Source organism: Paenibacillus sp. Soil766 (assembly GCF_001428105.1).
In the GTDB taxonomy this organism is placed as follows: Bacteria; Bacillota; Bacilli; order Paenibacillales; family NBRC-103111; genus Paenibacillus_E.
Window position 1 is genome coordinate 129,587 of record NZ_LMSJ01000034.1, and the last position, 19,500, is coordinate 149,086.

Here is a 19,500-nt window from a genome sequence, read left to right on the forward strand (position 1 = left end):
GCAATTGCGGGATGAATATCATTGAGTTAAAAGATATTACGAAAACCTATAGGCGCGGCGAGGAAGATCTTCCCATTCTCCGCAATATATCGTTATCTGTCGCCGAGGGTGATTTTGTTGCCATTATCGGACCGAGTGGATCCGGCAAATCAACCTTAATGAATACAATCGGGTTGTTGGATGTACCAACATCAGGCAGCTACACACTGGACGGTGTTGTAACAGAGCGTATGAGTGATAATGAACTAGCTGAGCTGAGAAATCAGAAGATCGGCTTCATCTTTCAGCAATTTAATCTGCTTCCGCGATTAACTGCCATGGAAAACGTAGAGTTACCGATGATCTATGCTGGTATTTCGAAGAAAGAGCGCAAAGAACGTGCGAATGCGATGTTGAAAATGCTCGGGATGGGCGAACGCGGTCATCATCGGCCAAGTGAGCTGTCCGGGGGACAGCAGCAGCGTGTAGCCATTGCGCGTGCATTGGCGATCTCGCCATCGCTGATTTTGGCCGATGAGCCGACGGGGGCTTTGGACTCACGAACGGGTGAGGAAGTACTGGAACTTATCCTTCAGCTCAATGCACAGGGCAATACCATCGTTCTCATTACGCATGATCATCATATCGCTGATAATGCGAAACGTGTCGTTGCACTTCGTGACGGAATTATCGTGGATGATTATCGGAATGACACGAAGAAGGCTCTGTTGCAGCAAGAGGTGAGTGTATGAAGGTAAGTGAACTGATCCGGATGTCGCTTCGGACGATCATTTCGAGTCCGTTGCGCACCTTTCTGACCATGCTCGGCGTAATCATTGGTGTAAGCTCGGTTGTTACACTCGTTTCTATCGGTCAAGGAACTTCGGAAGCTATTGCGAAGCAATACGAGAACATGGGAACGAATTTGCTCGTAGTTACGGCGACGGGGAACGGGCGAGCTACTCAGCTGAGCTATCAAGATTTGATGAATTTCGAGAATTTTCCGGAATTTAAATCGATTGCTCCAACGATGTCGAAGAATGGCTCTAACGTCAAATATGATCGGACGCAAGAAAAATATAACGTCCTTGGAACGAATGACCGCTATTTCGACATCATTAAAGCATCCATTGACAAAGGTCGAAATTTGTCGCCGACAGACCTTGAGTTTCGTTCGAATGTCGCTATTCTGGGCAGTGAAGTCACGAAGAAATTTTTTGGAACACTAAATCCAGTTGGCGAAAACATTAATATTGATGGTGTTGTATTTAACGTAATCGGTACGCTCAAGGAAAAAGGATCCAACATCGGTGGAGCTTCTGTAGATAGCTCAGTTATCGTGCCTTTAGAGTCTGCTAGACGTCAGTTTAAGCTGGGTCAAATTCGTACTACGTATGTCGAAGCACCTACGAAGGACGATATTTATACAGCGCAAGAGACGATGAAGCAGTACCTGACGTACAAGTTTAAGAGTGATACTGGTTTTGTTTTAACGAATCAAGACGAACTGTTGAAAGCACGGACGGAAGCAACGAATACACTTACGAATCAATTAGTGGCAGTTGCCTTGATTTCCTTGCTCGTCGGTGGTATCGGTATCATGAATATTATGCTAGTTACGGTAAGTGAACGAACACGTGAAATTGGAATTCGCAAATCAATTGGTGCGAAGCGTCGCAATATTTTGATGCAATTCCTGGTGGAAGCCGTTGTGATCAGTGGAATGGGAGGATTAATCGGACTTCTTCTCGGGATTGGATTCTCGTATGCCTTGCCTTATTTTAGTCCGAAGCAAGCGACCAGCCTTTCCTTTGATGTAGGCCTTTATTCCTTCTTATTCTCTGTCTTAGTCGGAGTGGTTTTCGGTTTATATCCAGCAAACAAAGCATCTAAGCTGCGTCCAATTGACGCATTGCGTTCTGACTAAATTTAACTACAAGGAGGACTCCCAGTGATCCAACAACGTAAGATGAAACGACTGCTCAGCCGTTCAGCTTTATTGCTAACCGCTGCAAGCTTCTTAACACTTCCTCTGGCAACCTCAGCTTTCGCTGGTAAGGAAGGTGTATTTCTCAGTGATTCCGTCTATTTTACTTTAGATAAAGTATCGCTATCGGTTGGAGCCGAGGATGGTTCACTTCGCTTCTCGTTGGGCTTGAACAATCATAGTAACGCTATCGTCGATTTCAATAATTATGGTGTAAAAGTCATTGATGCAAATGGCATTACCTATACAGCGAAGCTAAATGAGAAGGTTGTAGCAAGAGTGAAGGCGGGCGAGACGGGGACGTTTAAATTTACGTCAGAAATCCCGAACAATCTGACGCCTTCCGATTTGAAAGTGGATATTTTCCAATGGAACACGAACTCCTTATCAGAGATCGGTGCGCTTTCTGTCGAATCCGCCATGGTCGAAGCCGGTCAAACACTGGAGCAACAAGCTGTCATTAATTTAAAAGAGATCGATACAGCATTAGCTGAAGAGGTCTTAGTAACTGCGAAACTCGGAAATAGCTATAAAGTCTACAAAGACGGCGCATGGATGGTATACACAGATCTCACATTGGCGAATGAAAGCAGCTCCAGCGTCAAGCTGCCAGAAGGTCTAGAACTCAATTTCCAAGATAGTAAGGGATTGACCTATAGTGCACAATTCGTTGGAAATGTCGGGTCCTTGCTTCCTGAGCAGCCTGTGACAGTGAAACTACAAGCTGCTGTACCAGCTTCCCTAGATGCGAATAAATTGTCCTTGTTATTCTCGCCTAAGGGCAAAGTGAAAACAACGGTATTAGGCACATTAAACACTGCGAAAACCTTCGCTGTAGGCCGGATTGGCGCCAAAGCGGCATATCCGAATATCGAAGCGAATGACGATTTGAATGGTCTTGTCATATCAACTTCATGGGCATCCGCCGTTCAACAATCAGATGGATTGCATGTACAAGCGAATGTGACTTTGACGAACGAAGGTGAAGGAATCATCACAATTCCTAACTTAACTGCAGAGTTCCAGGCGAACCGTGGCAATGTGGGTGTGACATCAAGTGACAATGCGGTACGTACTTCTTATTTATCACCTAATGAGTCGACAACCTTCCGTTTCCAAGGGGTCGTTCCTGCGTCACTAAGCGCAGAAGCCTTGCAGCTAGTTGTACTTGAGAAGCAAGCAGCAGCTGCTTCCACAACAACGCAAACAGGTACAGGGGGTACTGGCAACACCGGTAATACGGATACTACGAAACAAGTGTCAGCACTGCCAGTCGCCATTACATCACTTGCAGGTGCAGGTGTTGCGAGCGAAGCAACATCGTATGCGGCAGCTCAAGCTTATACCATCGGTGACGCCTTTAAACTAACTACCTCCAATGGCTTCGATTCAAACATGGATATGTCCCTAGTTGAGCTAGGCATGAGTGTAAACTCAGACTTTGGCTATAAGACGATCGTTGGGAAATATAAATTGACGAATAAAGGCACGACAACATTGACGTTGCCGGATTTTCAAACGGATCTGACGAATGAAGATGGTTACACCTATACGGGTGTTCGCCAAACGAATGTGGCGAAAAGCATTGCACCGAACACAAGCTATGTTTTGAACTACTCGTACATGGTACCTGATAGTGAAGACGCGGATAAGCTTGCGCTGAATCTGTATGATACGAGCCGTTTGGCGGTTGGTTCCTTCAAAACGGAAGTGCAGCCTGTTCCAACAACTGGACCCATCTCTGTGTATCCATTTACGATCAACTTTGACGATTATACACTCAGCACTACATATAGCAAAGACGGGTCCTATGGTTACCGTTTACGGTTAGATCTGGATGTGGAGCGCCAAGCTCAAGTCATCACGGATGCGAATTTCTCTTCACTCTTGTTTGAAGTTGTGGACACTGAAGGACGTTTATTGAGTTCCAAAGCCATGACCTTCACAGGTCAGCAAAAAATATTGTCTGGCGTTCAGTTCCTCGAATTTACGAATGTGAGATCCGAGCAAATTACCTCGAATTCTGTATTTTACATTTATGAAGTAATTGCTACTCCGAATGGGGAAGCCAAACGCTTGATCAGAACGATTACACCATAATCGGTTAAAATGAAAAAAAGAGTAGGTCCAGTATGTACTGGATCTACTCTTTTTCATTGCAAAGCTTGCTCTATTTACAACAGCTCTGGTGATGGCGGATAGGCCGCATCAACGAGATCTAAACGACCTGTTTCCGGATCGATGATCAGGCCGTGTACGGGAAGATTTTTCGGTAACAAAGGATGATTTCGAATAATATTAACGCTTTTCTCGATGCCATCACGAACATGATTGAATCCTGTTAGCCATTTCTTCAAATCAATACCAGCATGTCCCAGTGTCTCAATGACATCGTCGGAAATACCTCTGGCCTTCGCATTGGCGATGACAACATCCGAGTTAAGTCCTGTCATCCCGCAATCATAGTGCCCAATGACGAATACTTCGTCAGCTTCCAACTGATAGACAGCGACAATAATACTGCGCATAAGACTGCCGAAGGGATGAGAGACGATGGCACCGGCATTTTTAATTATTTTAGCATCCCCATTATGAAGATTCATGGCTTTAGGGAGCAATTCAACTAACCGTGTATCCATACATGTGACGACAACCATTTTTTTGTCTGGAAACTTGGTAGTCAGAAACTCTTGATACTGCTCCGTTTCTACGAAATCCTTGTTGTAGCTTAAAATCTCATTAATCAATGACATGGTTTCCCTCCAGGTAGTTGATGTGCTGCATGTCTATGTTTGTGCAGCTTTATCGTTTATCGACTAAGCTCATACCCGCATTGTAAATCTGATTATTACTCTTGAGTATATAGGATTTATTTCCCTCATGGAAGTCAATTTTCATGTTCTCCTCGAAAAAGATCTCGTCCTTCGCTTTAAATATCAAAGGAAACGTGTCTGTCACCGCAGAAATATCTTCGGCATTTGCTGATGTAACCAACCATAGCGTAGGTACGCCATTGACTGAACAACCGCAGCCTTCGGTATCAAAAACGAGCTTCAATAAGGTGTTATTTTGTTCGAGAAATGGTGCTAATCGTTGTTTAGCTGTATCGGTAAATGTGATATTCAAAGTCGTCATCTCCCTTAATAGTTGCATTTGCAACAATCTGAACTTGCAAGGCATGTATGTATTCTAACACATTTGGATGCAAATTTGATTCTAACCAGCGTTGGAAGTATGATAATTATTGAAACATTTGGGAGCGAATGCTTCCGAAGTTAGTTTTTCTGACGAGAAACTTTAAGGAGATGAGCACATGAGTGTTGGTGTTGTAAATGCCAAGTTGGCATCGTTCAAAGCTTATGTTCGTAAAATGAAGCAGTACGAAGAGGCTATCTCTTTGATTTATTGGGACATGCGGACGGGTGCTCCGAAAAAAGGGATCGAGACCCGTTCTGAGGTTGTCGGTGAGCTCTCCACCGAAGTATTTCGGATGTCTACGTCAGATGAGATGGGCAGTTATGTGGATTTCTTTATGCAGCCAGCCGAACTGGAGCAGTTAGATCCCATTTCCCGCAAGATGGTCCAGGAATGTAAAAAAGAATACGATCGCAGCAAAAAAATTCCCGCCGAAAAATACCAAGCTTATGTCGTGTTAACCTCACAAGCGGAATCAGCATGGGAAGGCGCTAAGCATGATTCGGATTGGGCGTCCTTTCAGCCATATTTGGAGAAAATCGTAGCCGCTACGCAGGAGTTTATTGAGCTGTGGGGCTATGAAGGGCATAAATATAACACATTGCTGGATATGTACGAGCCAGGGATGACGGTTGAGAAGTTGGATGAGGTATTCGGAACCTTGCGTGAAAAAGCAGTTCCCCTGCTTCAGCGGATTGCGGCTTCGGCGAATCAGCCGAATCGTGCATTCTTAGACCAGCAATTTGATATCGGCAAGCAGAAGCAATTCTCACTTTCTATTTTGAAGCAAATGCAATATGATTTTGAAGCAGGTCGATTGGATGAAACGGTCCACCCTTTTGCAACAGCTTTGAACCCAGGCGATGTACGAATTACGACGCGATACTTGCCAAATGACATTACATCAGCATTGTTCGGTACGATTCATGAGGGCGGACACGCGCTTTATGAACAAAATATTTCTACGGACCTCGTTGGTACGAATCTATGTACAGGTACTTCGATGGGGATTCACGAGTCGCAGTCCCGCTTCTGGGAAAACGTCATTGGCCGCAGCAAACAATTCTGGGACCGCTACTATGGCGAGCTTCAGACAACATTTAGCGGGCAAATTGATGATGTCAGCGTAGATGATTTTTATCGAGCTATTAATCATATCGAGCCGTCATTGATCCGTATTGAAGCAGATGAGCTTACGTACAACTTACATATCATGATTCGCTATGAGCTTGAAAAAGGCTTATTCAACGGCTCCATTGCCGTAGCGGATTTACCTGCGGCGTGGAATGCCAAATACGAGGAGTATCTAGGTGTTACACCTCCGAACGACGGCGAAGGTGTCCTACAGGATGTGCATTGGTCGGGCGGTGCGTTCGGCTATTTCCCATCGTATGCGCTTGGTAACATGTACGCGGCACAATTCACGAACACGCTTCGCAAAGAGCTGCCGAACTTTGATAGCCTGATAGCGGAAGGCAATCTAGCGCCAATCAAAGCGTGGTTAACGGAGAAAGTGTACCAGCACGGTAAGCTGCTGACACCGAACGAAATCATTCAGCAAGTAACAGGCGAGCCGTTGAATCCTGAGTATTTGGTGGCGTATCTGGAAGAGAAATACTCGGAAGTGTACGGGATTTAGTGGTTGAAGAGTAGTAAATTAGGAGTGAAACAGCTTTCCATGACGATTTGTTTCGTTGCGGGGGGCTGTTTTTTTGTTGCGGTAATTGTTGGGAAATAGCTGCACTTTCGCACTTATTTCTCCTAACATGTCTTCGTGCACAGGCACAAACACATCAACATCTTCGTCATAAATTCCAAATTATATCAATGCCAACAGCTTTTCTGGAAGAACCATTAACCGACGTCTGGGCTCCTGCATAGGATACATTACAATTCAAATCGGAGGGACGTCCTATGAACAATCGGAAAAGATGGGGATTCACATTATCCGTCGTTCTACTCTTAAGCCTAATCGCTTCAGCGTGTGGAACCAAAACGGAAGAAACAACAAAGGTGCGCATTGGTGAGGTGACGCGTTCCTTGTTCTATGCACCGCAGTATGTTGCGTTATCGCAGGGGTTTTTCAAAGATGAAGGGCTAGATGTAGAGCTGACGACAACACCTGGCGGTGACAAAACGATGACAGCACTACTCTCTAATGCGATTGATGTCGCACTTGTAGGATCAGAAACATCCATTTATGTGTCACAACAAGGCTCGGATGATCCCGTGATCAATTTTGCACAATTGACTCAAACGGATGGTACTTTCCTTGTAGCTCGAAACAAAGTAGATAAGTTAGATTGGAATGCCCTCAAAGGCAAGGTATTCCTTGGACAACGTAAAGGCGGCATGCCGCAAATGGCTGGCGAGTTCACGCTGAAGAAGCATAACATCGACCCGCAGAAGGATTTGCAGTTGATTCAAAACATTGATTTTGCCAATATTGTATCGGCTTATGCTTCGGGTACTGGTGAATATGTACAGCTGTTCGAGCCGCAAGCATCGATTATCGAGAAAGAGGGCAAGGGCTACGTGCTTGCATCCTTCGGAGTAGAGAGTGGCCAGCTGCCTTACACCGTGTTTATGTCGAAGCAAAGCTTCATCAAAGCTAATCCGGCCACAATTCAGAAGTTCACGAATGCGATTCAACGTGCACAGTTATGGGTTGCCGCGAAAAGCGTGGATGAAATTACAGAAGCGGTATTACCTTATTTTAAAGATATCGATGTCGCGATTGTGAAAAGTGTTGTGAAACGTTATAAGGATCAAGACTCCTTCGCAACGGATGGCATTGTTGATGAAAAAGAATGGAATAACTTACTTGATGTGATGACATCGGCTGGAGAGCTGAAAGAGAAAGTGGCATGGAGCAAACTGGTGAATAATTCTTTTGCAGAAAAAGCGAAATCGACCGTTAAGAAATAAACGCTTTAGAAGCACTTTAAATACATTATCCAACGCAATAGAAAGATAAGAGGAGGTTGATTCCATGGACACAGCTGTGCAGGTAGAAGATGTCACACAGGTTTATGTAACAGAGGAGAGGGCAACGCTTGCCCTCCAAGAAATATCGTTTGACATCGCGAAAGGCGAGTTCGTCAGTCTGATTGGTCCTAGCGGTTGTGGCAAAACAACCCTCTTATCCATCATTGCGGGACTCCTTCCGCCGACGTCTGGCCAAATCATCGTTGCAGGTCATCAAGTGCAAGGACCATCGCTAAAAGTAGGTTACATGCTGCAGCAGGACTACTTATTTCCTTGGAGGACGATTGAAGCGAATGCTTGTATGGGATTGGAAATCGCAGGCACATTGACGAAAGAGAAGAAACAGGGGGCACTTCACTTATTGGAGGAAATGGGTCTGCTAGCCTTCAAAGATTATTATCCGGCGCAGTTGTCAGGCGGGATGCGTCAACGGGTTGCACTTGTTCGGACGTTGGCCACAGAACCTGAGCTGCTTCTATTAGATGAGCCTTTCTCGGCACTGGATTACCAAACGAAGCTGCAGTTAGAAGACTTGGTTGTAGAAACACTGCGTGCCAAGAAAAAAACTGCGATTCTGGTTACACATGATATTTCAGAAGCGATTGCGATGAGTGATCGGATTATCGTATTAGCTCCGAATCCAGGGCGTATTCGCCGAACCTTTCTAATGCCAGAGATGATTCGGGCAGCTGTGCCCTTTGAAGCGAGAGAGTTACCTGAATTTCACGTCTTATTTCGACAAATTTGGCAGGAATTTGGGGGTGTGCAGCATGAGTAAACGAGATGAGCAGCGCATCCAAATTGACCAACTGAATGAGAAATTAAAGCAAGACGTACACCAGCGTTTCATGCAGGCGAGGAAAAGAGAGACGAAATGGGTCCGACTTTTTCAAGCAGCCATTTTACTTCTATTTTTATTCCTATGGGAGCTAGCCTCACGGTTGAAATGGATTGATGTACTGCTGTTTAGTTATCCTACCAAGGTAATCGCTCTCCTATGGGAGAAACTCCTCGATGGTACGCTGCTTCCACATGTAGTGGTCACCGTTGAAGAGACGATTATCGGATTTTTCTTGGGAACGATTCTGGGCACGGCCCTAGCTGTTGTTATTTGGTGGTCGCCATTTTTATCGCGTGTGCTGGATCCTTACATTGTTGTGCTGAATAGTATGCCTAAGGTTGCACTGGGGCCATTATTTATTGTCGGTTTTGGACCCGGCTTGCTTTCTATTATTGCAACGACACTGTCGATCACAGTCATTATTACGACCCTTGTTGTCTATGGCAGCTTCAAGGAAGTAGATCCTAACTACGTCAAGGTCGTGAAGTTATTTGGAGGCAATCAGCGAAAAGTATTTCTCAAAGCGATTCTGCCATCATGTTTTCCTGCTATTGTTTCTACGTTGAAAGTCAATGTGGGCTTAGCTTGGATCGGCGTTATCGTTGGCGAATTTCTAGTGTCCCAAGAGGGGTTGGGATACTTAATCATATATGGTTTTCAAGTTTTTAATTTCACCTTAGTGATCTCTACCTTGTTCGTGATCGCAATTGTCGCAACGGTGATGTATCAGCTTGTAGCCAAACTAGAGAAGAAATTAACGAAACATCGGTAATCGATAGAGAAAGGCTTGCCACAGCCCCATGCAAAATGAAATAATGAGCCCATAGAAAAACCTGTAAACGAGGTGAAAACACTATGGGCTTTCGTGTGCTCAAAACAGCTGTTGCGGTCATAATTGCTATGTATTTAGCGTATATATTTGGGGTTCATACGCCTGGAGCAGCGGGTCTTCTTGCCATTCTGGGCATTGAAGTAACGAAGAAGAAAGGCATCCAGAGTGCCCTTCACCGTATTGCGGCATCCATACTGGCACTGCTGATTGGTTCGGTTTTATTTAATCTGCTTGGGTTCCATATCTGGGTCGTGAGTTTGTTTATTCTTATCGTGTTTCCAGTGCTAGTTAGGCTGCGGATTACCGAGGGGGCTGTGACGGGTGCGGTCGTGATGCTGCATCTTTATGCTTATGAATCCGCGGACTGGCCATCTGTTCTCAATGAGCTGCTATTATTGGTCATTGGACTGGGTTCAGCAACTGTGATCAATATTGCGTATATGCCCAAAGCTGACGCCGCACTTATCGCACATAAACAACAAATCGAGAAATTATTTTCCGACATTTTTGTCAACATTGCCAAGCATCTTCGCGATAATACCGTGATATGGGATGGTAAGGAGCTTCTTGAAGTCAGTGAAGAAATTGAACGCGGGGCGAGCTTGGCCAAGCGTTCGATGGATAATACGTTGCTGTTTGGCTGGGATCCTTATTGGCGTGTGTATTTCTACATGAGAGGCGAGCAGCTGGAGTCGATCCATCGGATGATTGATCTCGTTGCCGGCGTGTATCAGACACTTCCGCAAGGAGAGTTGGTCGCTAAGATCTTCGAAGATATTAGTCAATCTGTGAAGGAAGACTATTATACAGGGGAAGCAGAGAAAGAATTACAAGAGCTGAACACACGGTACAAGGAAATGCCATTGCCTGAGAGTCGGGAAGAATTCGAAGTGAGATCAGCGATATTACAGCTTAACAGAGAGCTAATGCAGTACTTAGCTATTGCCAAAAAGCAAAAAAAGCACCGTCCTGAAGCGGGTTGACTCTGACAGATATAAGTATTTTTGAATCTCAAAAATAATATAAAATAATTGTCACTCTAGACTACTGTCCTGCATACACTTGTAATGAATGATTGTATGGAGGAGGTTGAAAGGATGTCATTAGATAAAGATTTGCAATGCAGAGAGATCATTACAAAGGCTGTCTGCGGTAAAGGTCGCAAATTTTCTCATGTAAGTCATACCGTGACTCCGCCTTATTCTCCAACCAGTATTTTGGGCGCTTGGATTATTAATAACCAATTCGAGGCTGTCCATTCTGGAGAGGGCGTAGAGGTAGTTGGTACTTACGATATCAACATCTGGTATTCTTACGATCGTAACACCAAAACAGACGTAGCAAAAGAAACCGTATCGTATGTAGAAATCGTTGGACTAAGCTACTTAGACAAAAAACATAAGCCGACGACAGCCGAAGTATCAGCTGTCGCGACGCAAGAGCCGAACTGCGTAGAGGCCAGCATCTCTTCAAGCGGCGACAGCGTCATCATTCGGGTGGAACGCGAGTTTCAAGTTGAGCTCATTGCCGAAACGAAAGTCTGTGTAGTCGTTTGCACCAACGGCTGCAATGACTTCGACGACAAGCACGTGGATTTCGATGACAGTGGCGATGGTGATTATGAGGATCTCGACGCCGATCTGCTCGAGGATGAACTGGATTAGGGGATCTTATACGCCATTATATGCGGGCTAAAGAGGTTCGGCAGAGGGCATTTGCCCTCTTTTTTGTTGTATTCGCACATTTGGGCATTGGCGTATATAAAGCGCTAGGCGTGGTGGGAATAAGTGAACAGGAGGTGTTAGAATGGAAACCTTCTTCCTGCATGCACAGGAGAAAGATGCACAAGAGCTTTCAGAACGCATCCGCATTCCGAGTGGGAGTAAGCTCCCCGAGAACTGGCAGGGACGGATGATTATTCATTGGGGAACAGCGCATGATGAATACCCGCACCAACTTGCTCTGCAGCCCATTAAAGCGATCATGCGTGCGCAGAATCGCAAGAAACGGGATGATTTGTTACAGCTTCACGGGATGAAAACGATCGCCTCCCAGGCAGCCACAGCGCGAGGGAAAAAGGAAGCCGTACTTTTTACGCATAAATATAAAGTAGCCGTGTTTCATCTCCAAACCTTACTTATTTATGAGAAAAAGGAGACGCTCCTGCTTTCGGAGAAGTCCTTACAGCATCAAAGACAAGTGAATGTGAATCCGGCATACATAGAAGTAAGCCCAGGTCAGATCAACTTCCACTCTCGCAGGGCGAGCCGCGAATCCGTCAAAGCAATTTATGCGCTAGGCTTAGATTATGGCCTTGTCACCATTGGGATCACGCCAACGGGTCATACGCTCGTGTTGGACGTCGATCCCGTTCCGAAGCTGAACGGGAAATTGGCGCAGCTCTTTGCGCAAGCGATCGATCTATACGATCAAACACTTGCGACAGAGCTGGAACGCAAAGAACGAGCGATGCTCGGCTGCGATCCGGAATTCCTGCTCGTAAACCCACAGGGCAAGGTCGTCTTCGCCGACCGCTTCCTAACTCGCGACGGTGTTGTAGGCAGCGACGCCATCGTACTGAGCGGGCATCGCGTGATTCTGCCGCTAGCCGAGCTGCGCCCGCAGCCTAGCATGGACCCGCTCCAGCTCGCCAAGAACGTCCGCGTAACAATGGGCATTGCCGCACGGAAGATCACAGACCATAGCCTCGCCTGGTGCTCGGGCGGCATGCCTGTGCGTGGTTACCCGTTAGGCGGTCACCTGCATTTTAGCCGTTGCTGGATGAATGGGCATCTGCTGCGGGCGCTGGACAATTATCTCGCTCTGCCACTGATCTTGATCGAGGACGAGTCGACGCGCGGTCGGCGCCCAAGGTATGGCTATCTTGGAGACTTCCGTAAGAAGTCACATGGGGGATTTGAGTACCGGACGTTGCCGAGTTGGCTGGCTTCACCAGTCATCACGCGAGGTGTCTTCGCACTGGCTGCGTTGATTGTTAATAACTACTGGCGTTTACCGCGGAGGCCGCTGCATGAACCAGATATTCAAGCTGCGTACTACAGTGGGAATAAGCGGAGGTTGCAAGATGAGGCAGCTAAGCTATGGAAAGACTTGGAGCAACTCAAGGGGTATGAGGTCCATGCTGGCTTGTTGGAAGGTCTTCGCTTGCAAATTACATCCTTGACATCATGGAACGAATCAGCGGACATTCGAGTCGCTTGGAAAATTGCACCCGGGGTGCGGAAAGAAGCTTTTGAGGAAGGAATCATGTTATAATAGATTATCTATCGCCTCATAGAGTTAGTGCTGTATAAGAGATTAGGATTGGCTGGAAATTGTGTGGAAATAAGTGGTATGAGAAGGCTGTACACGCATTTCGTTGTTCTGCTTGCTGGCGGCAATTGGGCATGCTGCAAGCAGAATGACGTCTATTAATCTGTGTATGGATGAAAATAAGAATGATAGTTTCAAAGCGTACATTTTTCATTACGGAAAAGGTTGGAGGAACACAAGTTGGCTACATATACGCCGATGATTCAGCAGTACTTAGCCGTAAAGGCACAGGTACCAGATGCTTTTTTGTTTTTTCGTCTGGGCGATTTTTATGAGATGTTTTTTGAAGATGCCATTAATGCGTCACGTGAATTAGAGATTACGTTAACAGGCCGTGAAGGTGGCGGTGAAGAGAAGATTCCGATGTGCGGCGTCCCTCATCATGCAGCAGACAACTATATGTCCCGCTTAATTGAGAAAGGCTACAAAGTCGCGATTTGTGAACAGGTTGAAGATCCTGCTGAAGCGAAAGGCGTTGTACGCCGAGAAATCGTACGAATCGTAACGCCAGGTACAGTGATGGATAGCAAGCTGTTAGGTGAATCCGTCAACAATTACATCGTATCCCTGGTTAACCAAGCCAATGGTTACGCGTTTACAGCCTGTGATATTTCAACAGGTGAGCTCTACACAACAGAGTTGCCTAATTCTTGGGAGCTCGTCGTTGATGAGTTAAATGTCTATAATCCATCCGAAATTGTGACCAACCAAGCGTTGCTGACAACAATTCGTGAGACTGGCGCTGCGTGGGGCCGCAATATGGTGTTAACGGAGTGGACAAGAGCGGATGAGAACCTTCTTGATGAACATTTTGCTGAAGATGCCGCGTTATCGAACTTGTCTAGCATCAGTCGACAAGGCGTCGCTTCGCTGCTTGCCTATTTGAAAGAAACGCAAAAGAGAGCACTCACCCACGTGAAGCACATTCGCATCTATAAGCCGGATCAGTTTATGACGATGGATCCGTTTACCCGACGAAATTTAGAACTCGTTGAAACGGTTCGTGAGCGTGCCAAAAAAGGGTCGTTATTGTGGCTATTGGACAAAACGGTAACCGCCATGGGCGCGCGTATGCTGCGTCGATGGATTGAAAAGCCGCTTATGAACGTGTCTCGGATTGAGGAAAGATTAGAAGCAGTTAATTTGCTCTACAATCAATTGATTGTGCGAGAAGATGTGAAGCAAGCGCTGAAGGAAGTTTATGATTTGGAGCGGTTGGTCGCTCGCATCTCCTATGGGAATGCGAATGCCCGCGATATGATCGCGTTGAAGCACTCCTTGCAGCAAGTGCCGATGCTCCAGCAGCTATGTACCGCATCAGGCTCCGAAACGCTGCGAAAACTCGTTGAAAATATGGACGTTTGTGATGATGTGATGGCTTGGATCGCTGGTGCGATTGAGGACGAGCCTCCGGTCTCCATTCGTGACGGAGGGATGATTCGTGAAGGGTATCAGCCCTACCTGGATCAACTTCGTGAAGCTAGCAAGAACGGGAAACAATGGATTGCTGAGCTGGAACGTCAAGAACGCGAAGCAACGGGCATTAAGTCGCTCAAAATCGGCTACAACAAAGTGTTCGGTTACTTTATCGAGGTGACGAAGGCCAATATGTCCGCCCTTCAAGAAGGGCGTTATGAACGTAAACAGACGCTTGCGAATGCTGAGCGATATGTGACGCCAGAGCTCAAAGAGAAAGAAGCGCTCATTCTGGAAGCGCAAGATAAAATGATTGATCTGGAGTATGAGCTGTTCACGGAGCTGCGCGACCGGATTTCGAAGCATATCTCCAGATTGCAGAAGCTGGCGGAGGTCATTGCCACCGCCGATGTGTATCAATCGCTGGCAACGGTCAGCGCGGCGCAGCACTTCCGCAAGCCGGAGATCGGCGAAGGCTTCGATCTTGCGATTGAAGACGGTCGACACCCTGTGGTGGAGGCTGTTATCCAGGACGGCTCGTTCATTGCGAATGGGACGAGCTTACTTGAAGAGCAGGGCCGCATCTTGCTCATTACCGGGCCGAATATGGCCGGTAAGAGTACGTATATGCGGCAAGTGGCTGTGATCTGCCTGATGGCGCAGATCGGCTGTTTCGTGCCTGCGAGCTCCGCGCGCATTCCGGTCACAGACCGGATCTTCACGCGGATCGGCGCTGCCGACGATCTCATCGGTGGTCAGAGTACATTCATGGTCGAGATGATGGACATCCAGGTCATGACAGAGAAGGCGACGAATCGCAGCCTTGTCATCATTGACGAGCTGGGTCGCGGCACCTCGACAGGTGAAGGCATGGCGATTGCTCAGGCCGTCATTGAATTCCTTCATGATCGGATCGGCTGCAAGACACTTGTGTCGACGCATTTCCATGAGCTCGCCCATCTGGAGGAGAGCCTGGTACATCTGCGCAATCACTGTATGGCCGTGAAAGAAAGCGGCAGGCAGGTCACCTTCCTGCGCAAACTCATCCCTGGGGCAGCCAGCACGAGTTACGGCATCTACTGTGCCGAAATCGCCGGGCTGCCGGACGCGATCATTCAGCGCTCGTATGCGCTACTCAACGGTTTTGAAGAGCGCGCAGCAGTACCGCAAGCCGCAGCGACCACGGCGGTACCGATCCGACAGCTGTCCCTCTTCGAGGAGGACAGTCCAGCGGAAGTCGCCGTCAAGAAGAAGCATGACGGCAAATCTCAACTGGTGCTTGACCAGTTGAAGGGGATTGATCTCATCAATATGACGCCATTGCAGGCGCTCAATTTGGTATATGAATGGAAACAAAAACTACAGTAATGTTGCTCAGACATTAGATTACTACTGAACGGAGATATGCATATGAAATTATCATCAGCGAACAAGAAAGCTGTCAAAGCAACTTTAGCACTCGCTTCGGCGCTAGCAGTCGTTATGCCTGTAAGCGCCATGGCACAAGAGGATTTACAAACCGTTATCGTGAGAAAGACGCTTGTTGAAAACCATGTGAGCGGCGTTACCTTAGAGGCTCTGGAAAATCAGAGCATTGAGCAGATGATTGCTGGGTTGAAGGATCCTTATACAGTTCTCTTCACTCCTCAGGATTATGGTCAATTTTCGAATACACTGGAAAATAGTTTTGAAGGCATAGGCTGTGTAATTGGGCTCGATGACAAGGGTGTATACGTTTCGAAAACAATCCCTGGTTCTCCAGCAGAAGCTGCCGGGCTGCTTCCAGATGATTATATAAGAGCTGTGGATGGCGTAGCCGCTTCGACGACTTCAATTGATGCTGTTCGGAGTAAAATTATCGGAGTCGCTGGCACCAAAGTGAAGGTTACTGTACTGCGCGGAGATAAAGAAATAACGTTTGAACTTACTCGCCAAGCTGTAAATTCCCCGGAAGTATACAGCAAAAGCTTTACCAATGGCGTTGGATATATACAAATTACGGACTTTTCGGATGAAGCTGATGACGAATTCGATAAACAACTAAGCGCGCTGCAAGCCAAAGGATTGAAGTCGTTAATTCTAGATGTTCGAGATAATCCTGGTGGTTATCTAGAAACGGCTCGTAATATCGCTAAACATTTTGTAAAAGAGGGGGTCCTCATTCACACAAAGAACCGTGATGGCGTCGATGACCCAGTAGCTTTTCAAGATGGAAATCCGCTTGCGATTCCTGTTTATATTTTAGCGAATGAGAATAGTGCAAGTGCTTCAGAGGTACTCTCAGGTGCCTTACAGGACTATGGGGTTGCGAAAGTGATTGGGATGCAGACCTTCGGTAAAGGAAGTGTTCAACAGCTCTTCGAGCTTCCAGATCAAAGTGTTTTGAAGGTCACAGTAGAAGAATACTTAACCCCCAAAATGCGAAAAGTGAACAAAGTTGGCATTACGCCAGATTTAAAGGTTGATGGCGTATCAGCACAACTCATTACAGCTCTTCATGAAACAGGTATATCGGATATCCAAGTGTCGTTTTCGAAACATAGTGTTACTTATAACGGTGTCGACCTAGGTTACGGCTTCGGCAGCTTCCGTGATAATGGGCATCTGTTTGCTTCTGCTCGAGGGCTGGCGGCAATGATCGGTGCTAAAATTACTTGGAATGAAACCAATCGCACTGTGGATATCACCGATGATAAAGGAACACAGGCTTTTGCGATCGAAAAGGAAAACCTGGTGATTGAAAATGGATTCAGCTACGTGAATGTCGATGTATTTGATGATTATTTTCCACAGTTGAAAGTCATTCATCAAGGGGAGAACGTATCTATACAAGCTGCAAAGGGGAATTAAGACGATGGGGAAAATTCAGCTCTTAAGCGAGCATATTGCGAACCAAATTGCAGCAGGTGAAGTGGTAGAGCGGCCTTCATCGGTCGTGAAAGAGCTGGTTGAGAACTCGGTTGATGCGGGGAGTACCCGTGTTGATGTCACGATTGAAGAAGGTGGCTTAACCTTAATTCGGGTATCTGATAATGGCTCAGGCATGGCCCTTGAGGATTGTGAATTAGCTTTCCAACGGCATGCGACGAGTAAAATAGCAACGAGCAAGGATCTGTTCTCGATCCGCACGCTAGGCTTCCGTGGTGAAGCCCTGCCAAGTATTGCTTCTGTCTCCAGGCTCGAGTGTGTAACCAGTGCGACGAATGATGGGTTGGGTCGCAAAGTCACCATCGAAGGCGGTACGATTCGTGCCGTGGAAGAAACTGCGGCATCGCGTGGTACAGAAGTGACGGTGCGCGATTTATTTTATAACACACCAGCAAGATTGAAATATATGAAAACGATCCAGACGGAGCTTGGGCATATTTCTGATTATTTATATCGTCTTTCGCTCGCACATCCTGGCATTGCTTTCACATTAAAGCATAATGGCAATGTATTGCTCCAAACGTTAGGCAACGGGGATCTGCTCCAAGTCATTGCCGGCATCTATGGCACGGCGATTGCTAAGCAAATGCTTCCACTCCAAGTGGAAAACTTGGATTATACAATCTCGGGCTTCGTCGCCAAGCCCGAAATGACGCGCGCGAATCGCGGCGGCATCTCGACCATTGTCAATGGTCGCTATGTGCGCAACTTCGCGCTGAATCAAGCCCTTTTGCAAGGGTATCATACCTTGTTGCCGATCAACCGTTTTCCCGTTGCTGCGCTGCACATCGGGATGGATCCAGCTCTTGTGGATGTAAACGTACATCCATCTAAGCTGGAAGTCCGCTTCAGTAAGGAAGCGGAGCTAACGGCCTTGATTGAAGCCGAGGTGAAGCGGCTATTCGGCAGACAAGTGCTGATTCCAACGGGTGTCAAGTCATCAGCACCGAAAGGCGCATTCGTTCAAGAGCAACTGGAGCTCACACGCACCGTAGAGCCACCCAAAGAGACCCAGAGCTCTTCGTCAGATCTGGATGCGGAGTTTTATAAGGATCATAAGGCTGTAGTGTCTGAGGATAAGAATGGTTTGGAATTATCAAACACTGTGAATAAATCTGACAACCAGTGGACGTTGCCTCAGGTCAAGGAAGCAGCACCCACCTATCGGCAGCCAATCCCAGCTACGTTGTCGTCACCTTTGCAGCAACAGACACCAGTGGTGCCTAATGCAAGTGGCAGTTCGTTAGCAAATGCTGGATTTCCAACGAAAAAATCGCTAGTAACTAGCCAGAGCTACACGGCTGCAAGTGATGCAGCATCTCGAAACACCTCTATTCAACAGCAACGACGAATGAACGAGGCGTTTATGGAGTTGATGCCATCGAATGCAGACAGTGATGCTCCCAAGCTTCCGACGTTTCCTCGTTTGGATCCAATCGGACAAATGCATGGCACCTATTTGATTGCGCAGAATGAAACAGGATTATACTTAATTGATCAGCATGCAGCGCATGAACGCATCAATTATGAATATTTTTATGAGCATTTTGGCAATCCTGCTGAGGCGAGCCAAGAATTGCTCGTTCCCATAACGTTGGAATTTACACCTTCTGAAGCGGGTGTTATTGCGGATAAGCTTGCGTTGTTTGAACAAGTAGGTGTGTATATGGAAGCTTTTGGCGGCAATACGTTCCTAGTGCGTGCGCATCCACATTGGTTCCCTTCAGGGGAAGAGAAAGCCATCGTGGAAGAGATGTGTGAGCTCATTATTTCTGATCGTAAAGCTTTGGATATCGCCAAACTCCGCGAGAAGGCAGCGATTATGTGTTCCTGCAAGGCATCTATTAAGGCTAATCAGAGTCTAAGCATATTGGAAATGGAAACACTAATCGATCGACTAGCGAGTTGTAGAAATCCATATACGTGTCCGCATGGACGACCTATCGTAATAAGTTTTACAACCTATGAGTTAGAAAAAATGTTTAAGCGAGTGATGTAACC

Annotated in this window: 15 protein-coding genes; 13 read left to right on the forward strand and 2 right to left on the reverse strand. The window is 46.6% G+C overall.

Features of this window, described 5'->3' with window-relative positions:
• Nucleotides 1-11 precede the first annotated feature (11 nt).
• Genes ASG89_RS24090 through ASG89_RS24100 form a run of 3 tightly spaced genes read left to right on the forward strand, consistent with a single transcriptional unit; the run spans nt 12 to nt 4,066 of the window.
• Nucleotides 12-731: an ABC transporter ATP-binding protein gene (locus tag ASG89_RS24090; protein ID WP_057313565.1), complete on the forward strand. Its 720-nt coding sequence runs from the start codon at nt 12-14 to the stop codon at nt 729-731.
• Nucleotides 728-1,906 carry an ABC transporter permease gene (locus ASG89_RS24095; protein ID WP_057313566.1) on the forward strand — a complete coding sequence of 393 codons (1,179 nt, stop codon included), beginning with the start codon at nt 728-730 and terminating at the stop codon, nt 1,904-1,906. Before ASG89_RS24090 ends, ASG89_RS24095 begins: the two co-directional genes overlap by 4 nt.
• Nucleotides 1,907-1,930: 24 nt before the next feature.
• Nucleotides 1,931-4,066, forward strand: coding sequence for a hypothetical protein (locus tag ASG89_RS24100; RefSeq protein ID WP_057313567.1), 2,136 nt, complete (start codon nt 1,931-1,933; stop codon nt 4,064-4,066).
• Between the two features lie 74 nt (nt 4,067-4,140).
• Here ASG89_RS24100 and ASG89_RS24105 read toward each other — a convergent pair whose 3' ends face one another.
• Nucleotides 4,141-4,719, reverse strand: coding sequence for a beta-class carbonic anhydrase (locus ASG89_RS24105; protein ID WP_057313568.1), 579 nt, complete (start codon nt 4,717-4,719; stop codon nt 4,141-4,143).
• Between the two features lie 49 nt (nt 4,720-4,768).
• Nucleotides 4,769-5,101 carry an iron-sulfur cluster biosynthesis family protein gene (locus ASG89_RS24110; RefSeq protein ID WP_063868113.1) on the reverse strand — a complete coding sequence of 111 codons (333 nt, stop codon included), beginning with the start codon at nt 5,099-5,101 and terminating at the stop codon, nt 4,769-4,771.
• Nucleotides 5,102-5,279: 178 nt separating this feature from the next.
• On the opposite strand from ASG89_RS24110, the gene ASG89_RS24115 reads away from it, so the two are divergent.
• The 10 genes from ASG89_RS24115 (at nt 5,280) to mutL (ending at nt 19,498) form a co-directional block, all read left to right on the forward strand.
• Entirely contained in the window at nt 5,280-6,800 is a 1,521-nt protein-coding gene (locus tag ASG89_RS24115; protein ID WP_057313570.1) for a carboxypeptidase M32, read from the forward strand.
• A gap of 275 nt (nt 6,801-7,075) precedes the next feature.
• Nucleotides 7,076-8,089 (forward strand): ABC transporter substrate-binding protein, encoded by a 1,014-nt coding sequence (locus ASG89_RS24120; protein ID WP_057313571.1) that lies wholly within the window; start codon nt 7,076-7,078, stop codon nt 8,087-8,089.
• 64 nt (nt 8,090-8,153) lie between these two features.
• Nucleotides 8,154-8,927, forward strand: a complete 774-nt coding sequence (locus tag ASG89_RS24125) for an ABC transporter ATP-binding protein (RefSeq protein ID WP_057313572.1) — start codon at nt 8,154-8,156, stop codon at nt 8,925-8,927.
• Nucleotides 8,920-9,762: an ABC transporter permease gene (locus tag ASG89_RS24130; RefSeq protein ID WP_057313573.1), complete on the forward strand. Its 843-nt coding sequence runs from the start codon at nt 8,920-8,922 to the stop codon at nt 9,760-9,762. The genes ASG89_RS24125 and ASG89_RS24130 overlap by 8 nt, the downstream gene beginning before the upstream one ends.
• An 83-nt stretch (nt 9,763-9,845) precedes the next feature.
• Complete coding sequence (locus tag ASG89_RS24135; protein ID WP_057313574.1) at nt 9,846-10,805, forward strand: aromatic acid exporter family protein; 960 nt, start codon at nt 9,846-9,848, stop codon at nt 10,803-10,805.
• A gap of 114 nt (nt 10,806-10,919) precedes the next feature.
• Nucleotides 10,920-11,486 carry an outer spore coat protein CotE gene (locus ASG89_RS24140; RefSeq protein ID WP_057313575.1) on the forward strand — a complete coding sequence of 189 codons (567 nt, stop codon included), beginning with the start codon at nt 10,920-10,922 and terminating at the stop codon, nt 11,484-11,486.
• 142 nt (nt 11,487-11,628) lie between these two features.
• Entirely contained in the window at nt 11,629-13,098 is a 1,470-nt protein-coding gene (locus ASG89_RS24145; protein WP_057313576.1) for a putative amidoligase domain-containing protein, read from the forward strand.
• Between the two features lie 237 nt (nt 13,099-13,335).
• Nucleotides 13,336-15,939: a DNA mismatch repair protein MutS gene (mutS, locus tag ASG89_RS24150; protein WP_082593553.1), complete on the forward strand. Its 2,604-nt coding sequence runs from the start codon at nt 13,336-13,338 to the stop codon at nt 15,937-15,939.
• Between the two features lie 42 nt (nt 15,940-15,981).
• Nucleotides 15,982-17,421: a S41 family peptidase gene (locus ASG89_RS24155; protein ID WP_057313577.1), complete on the forward strand. Its 1,440-nt coding sequence runs from the start codon at nt 15,982-15,984 to the stop codon at nt 17,419-17,421.
• Nucleotides 17,422-17,425: 4 nt separating this feature from the next.
• The gene (gene mutL, locus ASG89_RS24160) at nt 17,426-19,498 is read left to right on the forward strand and encodes a DNA mismatch repair endonuclease MutL (RefSeq protein WP_057313578.1); all 2,073 of its coding nucleotides are present in this window, start codon (nt 17,426-17,428) and stop codon (nt 19,496-19,498) included.
• Nucleotides 19,499-19,500 lie beyond the last annotated feature (2 nt).

Excerpts from the sequence above, each read along its gene's own strand:
- ASG89_RS24090 (WP_057313565.1), top strand. The coding sequence starts at position 12 with ATGAATATCATTGAGTTAAAAGATATTACGAAAACCTATAGGCGCGGC.
- ASG89_RS24095 (WP_057313566.1), top strand. The coding sequence starts at position 728 with ATGAAGGTAAGTGAACTGATCCGGATGTCGCTTCGGACGATCATTTCG.
- ASG89_RS24105 (WP_057313568.1), bottom strand. The coding sequence starts at position 4,719 with ATGTCATTGATTAATGAGATTTTAAGCTACAACAAGGATTTCGTAGAA.
- ASG89_RS24110 (WP_063868113.1), bottom strand. The coding sequence starts at position 5,101 with ATGACGACTTTGAATATCACATTTACCGATACAGCTAAACAACGATTA.
- ASG89_RS24115 (WP_057313570.1), top strand. The coding sequence starts at position 5,280 with ATGAGTGTTGGTGTTGTAAATGCCAAGTTGGCATCGTTCAAAGCTTAT.
- ASG89_RS24120 (WP_057313571.1), top strand. The coding sequence starts at position 7,076 with ATGAACAATCGGAAAAGATGGGGATTCACATTATCCGTCGTTCTACTC.
- ASG89_RS24125 (WP_057313572.1), top strand. The coding sequence starts at position 8,154 with ATGGACACAGCTGTGCAGGTAGAAGATGTCACACAGGTTTATGTAACA.
- ASG89_RS24130 (WP_057313573.1), top strand. The coding sequence starts at position 8,920 with ATGAGTAAACGAGATGAGCAGCGCATCCAAATTGACCAACTGAATGAG.
- ASG89_RS24135 (WP_057313574.1), top strand. The coding sequence starts at position 9,846 with ATGGGCTTTCGTGTGCTCAAAACAGCTGTTGCGGTCATAATTGCTATG.
- ASG89_RS24140 (WP_057313575.1), top strand. The coding sequence starts at position 10,920 with ATGTCATTAGATAAAGATTTGCAATGCAGAGAGATCATTACAAAGGCT.
- ASG89_RS24145 (WP_057313576.1), top strand. The coding sequence starts at position 11,629 with ATGGAAACCTTCTTCCTGCATGCACAGGAGAAAGATGCACAAGAGCTT.
- ASG89_RS24155 (WP_057313577.1), top strand. The coding sequence starts at position 15,982 with ATGAAATTATCATCAGCGAACAAGAAAGCTGTCAAAGCAACTTTAGCA.
- mutL (WP_057313578.1), top strand. The coding sequence starts at position 17,426 with ATGGGGAAAATTCAGCTCTTAAGCGAGCATATTGCGAACCAAATTGCA.